The 5,899-nt window shown below is 35.5% G+C and carries 8 protein-coding genes; 4 read left to right on the top strand and 4 right to left on the bottom strand.

What is annotated here, in order from left to right; genetic code table 11:
• Positions 1-516: DUF1599 domain-containing protein (locus tag HRT72_06355; protein ID NQY67329.1), on the bottom strand; the 516-nt coding region annotated here is incomplete at its 3' end.
• Positions 517-642: 126 nt separating this feature from the next.
• Between HRT72_06355 and folP the strand changes: the two genes are divergently transcribed.
• Positions 643-1,431 (top strand): dihydropteroate synthase, encoded by a 789-nt coding sequence (gene folP, locus HRT72_06360; GenBank protein ID NQY67330.1) that lies wholly within the window; start codon positions 643-645, stop codon positions 1,429-1,431.
• A gap of 2 nt (positions 1,432-1,433) precedes the next feature.
• A complete protein-coding gene (locus HRT72_06365; protein ID NQY67331.1) occupies positions 1,434-2,210 on the top strand; it encodes a diadenylate cyclase in 777 nt (258 codons plus the stop codon).
• Here HRT72_06365 and HRT72_06370 read toward each other — a convergent pair.
• Genes HRT72_06370 through ruvX form a run of 3 tightly spaced genes read right to left on the bottom strand, consistent with a single transcriptional unit; the run spans position 2,207 to position 3,752 of the window.
• Positions 2,207-2,761, bottom strand: a complete 555-nt coding sequence (locus tag HRT72_06370) for a tetratricopeptide repeat protein (GenBank protein ID NQY67332.1) — start codon at positions 2,759-2,761, stop codon at positions 2,207-2,209. The two genes, HRT72_06365 and HRT72_06370, sit on opposite strands and share 4 nt — an antisense overlap.
• A 3-nt stretch (positions 2,762-2,764) precedes the next feature.
• Entirely contained in the window at positions 2,765-3,325 is a 561-nt protein-coding gene (locus HRT72_06375; protein ID NQY67333.1) for a peptide deformylase, read from the bottom strand.
• 10 nt (positions 3,326-3,335) lie between these two features.
• On the bottom strand, positions 3,336-3,752 hold the full coding sequence (gene ruvX / locus HRT72_06380; GenBank protein NQY67334.1) for a Holliday junction resolvase RuvX: 417 nt from the start codon (positions 3,750-3,752) through the stop codon (positions 3,336-3,338).
• A gap of 111 nt (positions 3,753-3,863) precedes the next feature.
• Between ruvX and HRT72_06385 the strand changes: the two genes are divergently transcribed.
• Positions 3,864-4,679 carry a 2,3,4,5-tetrahydropyridine-2,6-dicarboxylate N-succinyltransferase gene (locus HRT72_06385; GenBank protein ID NQY67335.1) on the top strand — a complete coding sequence of 272 codons (816 nt, stop codon included), beginning with the start codon at positions 3,864-3,866 and terminating at the stop codon, positions 4,677-4,679.
• Between the two features lie 16 nt (positions 4,680-4,695).
• Positions 4,696-5,832, top strand: a complete 1,137-nt coding sequence (locus tag HRT72_06390; protein ID NQY67336.1) for a glycosyltransferase family 4 protein — start codon at positions 4,696-4,698, stop codon at positions 5,830-5,832.
• Positions 5,833-5,899: the final 67 nt, after the last annotated feature.

A 5,899-nucleotide genomic window follows, 5' to 3' on the forward strand; every position in this document is an offset into this window, starting at 1 on the left:
AGCAAAAATAGCATAATTAATAATATCGAAATAGCTTGCATCAATGCCTTCAGAAATGATTGTTTCACCCCTATTGTCTTCAATCTGTTTTACTCTTAAAAGCTTCATCAAAATCAAATCGGTTAACGAACTAACACGCATGTCTCGCCAAGCCTCTCCATAATCATGATTTTTCTTCTCCATAAGAGATCTTGCCTCTGCCACATAGTAAGTATACAAATCAATGGCTTCTTTTTCCCCAAGGTCTAAATCCGACTTATTCCCTTTTTCTAATTGAATTAAGCCTATTACACAATAGTTAATTATCCCAATATACTCAGATGTGATATCTTCTTCTATTTTTTGGATCTTCCCTTCTTGTATTGTACTAATTCGCTTTGCTTTTATAAAAACCTGATCGGTAAGTGAAGTCGCTTTCAAGATTCGCCATGACGTGCCATAGTCCTTCATTTTCTTAATAAATATATCTTTACATTTATCAACTATTAAAGTGTATTGTTCTGAAGTATTGTTCATGAATAATCCTAGTGATATATTACAGTTTTTAACCCGTCTAATTAGAAAGTGAAAGATACATTTTTCTTAAGGAAAAATCTCCTGAATTGCGGAGGTAAATTGATTGATTTTGATATCCCGTTAGTCATGGGAATCCTAAATATTACACCCGATTCTTTTTATGATGGTGGTAAGTATTTGCAACATAACAACATTGCCGATCAGGTTAAAACTATGTTAGCGGATGGAGCCACAATTATCGATATAGGAGGATACTCATCTCGACCAAACGCGATTGATATTACTATTACAGAAGAAACAGAACGCGTTGTACCTATTATTGAATTATTAGTAAAAGAGTTTCCAAACATTGTTATCTCAATAGACACTTTCAGAAGTGACGTTGCAAGAGCTGCCGTTAATGCAGGAGCTTCTTTAATAAATGATATATCTGGAGGAAATCTTGACAAGAAAATGTTTGAGACTGTAGCTGATCTTAATGTGCCATACATCCTCATGCATATGCAAGGGTCGCCACAAACAATGCAAAAGAACCCGAGCTACAACAATGTTGTAAAGGAAATAATGAGCTTCTTTTCTTCTAGAATTGAAGCTCTAAAAAAACTAGGTGTTAATGATATAATCCTAGATCCAGGTGTAGGATTCGGCAAAAACACAGTGCACAATTATATTATTTTAAACAACCTTGAAGATTTTAAAATTTTCAATCTACCTATACTTGTAGGTGTATCGCGAAAGTCGCTTATTAACAAAGTTTTAGATACCGCTCCAGAAAATGCTTTGAACGGCACTACTGTAGTAAATACATTTTCTTTGTTAAATTCGGCAAATATTCTACGCGTTCATGATGTTAATGAAGCTATGGAAAGTATTAAAATCATGGATTTTTCAAATAAAGTTAAAAAGCACATTTAGACATGAACTTTATCGATCTCGGACTTCTCGACATCATAGATATCTTTCTAGTTGCCATATTGGTTTACCAATTATACCGGCTGCTTAAGGGCACTGCAGCAATCAATATTTTTATTGGAATATTGTCTTTTTTCCTGCTTTTTAAAATAGTTGAAACACTTAACATGAAGATGCTCAGAGACATACTTGGCACTTTTATGGGTGTTGGAGTTTTAGTACTTGTTATCGTTTTTCAACCAGAGCTAAGACGATTTCTTTTACTAATTGGCACAACAGAAATTTTCAAGAAGGGCTATTTGAAAAACAAATTATTCTTTTGGAAAGAGGAAGACGAAAGGGCTATTTTAGATGTTTCCTCTCTATGCAAAGCAATGCAGAGTATGGCTTTAACAAAAACCGGTGCGTTAATTATTATCTCGGGAGAAACAGACCTCAAACTGTACAGCAGTGCTATTGATCTTATTGACGCAAAACTTACTTCAGGAATGATTGAATCTATCTTTTACAAAAACAGTCCGTTGCATGATGGAGCTGTAATTGTTGAGGATAACCGATTAATAGCTGCACGAGCCGTTCTACCTACCTCTAAAAAAGAAGATTTGCCAGCAGAGCTTGGAATGAGGCACAGAGCAGCCCTTGGTATTACAGAAATTTCTGATGCAATTGCTTTAATTGTTTCCGAACAGACAGGAAATATTTCTTATACAAAAAAAGGTACACTTGTTCAGAATGTCACCATTGAAGAAATGCAAACCTACCTCAAGAAGCATTTCAATTAAGAAGCTTCTGTTTGTTTCTCAAAAGACTTTAATAATTCTTCCGGAGACATTCCCATATTTTCTATAGAAAACTTCGCGTCTTTATACAGCTCGTGTGACGGATACTCCGACATAAACTGACGATACAATTCTTCTGCTTTTCCTAATTTACCTAAGTAATTCTCATTTATAAACCCTTGAAGAAATAAAGCGTAGGGAGCTTTTTCATAATTTGGATAAGCTTTAAATAATCTCTTAAAGAAAGATAATGACCTTTCAGATTTTTTCAACCCCATTGCAAGTTCACCACCTTTAAATAGCATTTCTGGCACTTCATCACTTTTAATAAAACTCTCAGAAAAGTCACTGTACATATCTAGTAGTTCAGTCGCCTTTTCAACATCCATATTCATCCCTTTCTTACTATACAAACTATCTTCAGTAGCAGAAATCATGATAACAAATTCTTCTTCTGTTAATTCTTTATCGGCATCAGTTCCGCAACCAATTATTAACATAATAGCCATAAAGCTTATAATAATTGGAATTCCCGCTATTTGCAATTGTTTCATAATCTATCTTTTTATGGGAAATTTCATTTTATACTTAACGTCAACTAATCCCTGAGAAACTGAAGTCAATTTTCTTTTTATCAATCTCCGTTTCAAAGCGTTCAAATGATCTGTAAACAATATACCTTCTACATGATCATACTCATGCTGTATTATCCTTGCAGCTATCCCACTAAATTCTTCTTCATGAATTTTAAAGTTTTCATCAAAATATTTTATCCTAATCACTGACTTACGCGACACATCTTCACGAATAGTCGGTATACTTAAGCATCCCTCATTAAAATCCTTAACCTCCCCTTCTTCAACAAGCATTTCCGGATTAATAAATACACCTTTAAAATCAGAGAGCCAAGCTTCATCCGCCTCATAGGCACTACCATCAACAATAAACATTCTTATCGGCAACCCTATTTGAGGAGCAGCCAACCCAACTCCCTCTGCCTTGTACATTGTTTCAAACATATTGACTATCAAGCGTGATAGATCATTGTAATCCTTGTCTATATTCTGACATTTTTTCTTTAGTACCGGATCTCCGTACGCTCTAATTGGTAGTATCACTGTATTACTTTTAAATCCCTTTATGTTCCATGTATGATTGCAAAATTAATGTTGCACTCACACCATCAACTAATTCTTTTTCTCTTCTCTGTTTTTTCTTTACGCCTGCGTCCACTATTGCTCTTACCGCAATCTTTGAAGTAAACCTCTCATCCATCCTTTCTATTGTGATATTCGGAAACTTTCTTTTCAAATGAACTACAAAAGGATCAATAAATTTTGCTGATTCAGAATCTTCGTTATTTAAAGTCTTGGGCTCCCCAACAACAATACACTCCACCGACTCCTTTTCTACATAGCTTTCAAGGAAAGCTAAAATATCTTTAGAATGTAGAGTATCAAGGCGTGTAGCAATGATTTTATCTTTATCTGTAACCGCTACACCAACTCTCTTACTCCCATAATCTATGGCTAAAATTCTCCCCAAAACCTTCTTTTCTTAGTTAATATAAAATTACAAAGAATCAATTGAACGTAGCTCAATTTCCCTTTTTAACTCATGTCATTATTATTACTTTTACACTTACTAAAATTTATCATGGAAGAACTAAGAAATATTATTGAAGCCGCATGGGAAGACAGATCTATGCTTGAAGATGCGAATGTAGCGGAGGCGATTAGAGCAGTTGTTGATGGCCTTGACAAAGGCAAAATCAGAGTAGCAGAACCAAACGGAGACGATTGGATCGTAAATGAATGGGTGAAAAAAGCTGTTATCCTATACTTCCCTATTCAAAAGATGGAAACTATTGAAGTTGGCCCATTCGAATTTCATGACAAAATCGCTTTAAAGAAAAACTATGCAGAGCTTGGTGTAAGAGTTGTTCCTCACGCAGTTGCACGATACGGATCTTTCATTCAAAAAGGTGTTATACTAATGCCTTCATATGTAAATATTGGTGCGTATGTTGACGAAGGATCTATGGTAGACACATGGGCAACTGTTGGTTCTTGTGGGCAAATAGGAAAAGGAGTTCACCTTAGTGGTGGTGTTGGAATTGGAGGTGTATTGGAGCCTATCCAAGCTGCTCCAGTAATTATCGAAGACGGTGCATTTATTGGATCGAGATGTATTGTTGTAGAAGGTGTTAGAGTAAGGAAAGAGGCTGTTCTTGGAGCAAATGTAGTACTTACAATGTCAACCAAAATAATTGATGTTACTGGTCCAGAGCCAATCGAATACAGAGGTGAAGTTCCGGAAAGATCGGTTGTTATTCCTGGTGGATACAACAAGAAGTTTGCAGCCGGAGAATACCAAGTGCCTTGTGCATTGATTATTGGTAAAAGAAAAGCATCTACGGATCTTAAGACATCTCTTAATGATGCTTTAAGAGAGCACAACGTAGCAGTATAGAAGTAAAACGCATATAGTGAAAATCGGATTTGATGCAAAGCGAGCGTTTCACAATAAAACCGGCTTAGGTTCCTATAGCCGAAATATTGTGCGCATTCTATGCAAAAACTATTCTAATCAGGAATACCATCTATATACCCCTTCTGCAGAAAAACCGATAGGCGAATTCCATGAAGCATTAAATAAAGACAATGTTATTGTTAAGGAACCAATAGGTTTTTTCAACAATCTAGTAAAAAGTTATTGGAGGTCTACTGGTATCCTCAACCAACTAAACGAGGACAATATCGATATTTATCATGGCTTAAGTAATGAATTACCTACAGGCATTAACGATACTGAAATACAGAGCATCATAACCGTTCATGACTTGATATTCTTAGAGCATCCTGAGCACTATAAAAAAATCGATAGAGTAACATACGAACACAAAGCTAGGCATGGTTGTCAGAATGCAAACCTTATAATAGCAGTAAGCGAGCAAACTAAAAAAGACATCATTAAACACTTTGATATCTCGCCAGAAAAAATCAAAGTAGTCTATCAACCTTGTGATCCAGTTTTTCAAAAACACCCTTCTCCTGAAGCAGTAAAAGAGACGCTAAAAAAACTAAAACTGCCAGATAATTACATATTAAATGTTGGCACCATTGAAGAAAGAAAAAATTCATTAAGAGTGGTGCAATCTTTATCCAAGCTTAAAGCGAGTGACATCCATTTAGTTATTATTGGACGAAAAACTTCATATTTCAAAAAAGTAGAGAAAGCAATAATCGAACTTGGTCTTTCTGAAAGAGTACATATAAGAGAAGGGATCAGCAATCAACAGCTAGCTCATGTCTATTCCGGTAGTAAAGTAATGATTTACCCATCTCAATACGAGGGATTTGGAATTCCTATTATTGAAGCTCTATATCAGAAAGTACCCGTAATTACTTCCACAGGTGGTTGTTTCGCAGAGGCCGCCGGACCAGATAGCGCCTTCGTAGACAGTAACTCTATAGAAGAATTATCGAACGCCATTAATAATATTCTAAGCACCGAAGAAATTAGGATAAACATGATTACCAAAGGCTTCGATTACGTTCAGAAGTTTAATGATGATATTATCGCTTCCGAAATAATGAAACTGTACGAGCTATGCAAGAAATAGAATATGCTTCGTCAGCTTTCTTAAATGGGAAAACGATACTCTACCCAACGGATACAATTTGGGGGAT

It is taken from the genome of Flavobacteriales bacterium (assembly GCA_013214975.1).
In the GTDB taxonomy this organism is placed as follows: domain Bacteria; phylum Bacteroidota; class Bacteroidia; order DT-38; family DT-38; genus DT-38.

Coding starts and splice junctions, on each gene's coding strand:
- folP (NQY67330.1), top strand. CDS start 643: ATGGGAATCCTAAATATTACACCCGATTCTTTTTATGATGGTGGTAAG.
- HRT72_06365 (NQY67331.1), top strand. CDS start 1,434: ATGAACTTTATCGATCTCGGACTTCTCGACATCATAGATATCTTTCTA.
- HRT72_06370 (NQY67332.1), bottom strand. CDS start 2,761: ATGAAACAATTGCAAATAGCGGGAATTCCAATTATTATAAGCTTTATG.
- HRT72_06385 (NQY67335.1), top strand. CDS start 3,864: ATGGAAGAACTAAGAAATATTATTGAAGCCGCATGGGAAGACAGATCT.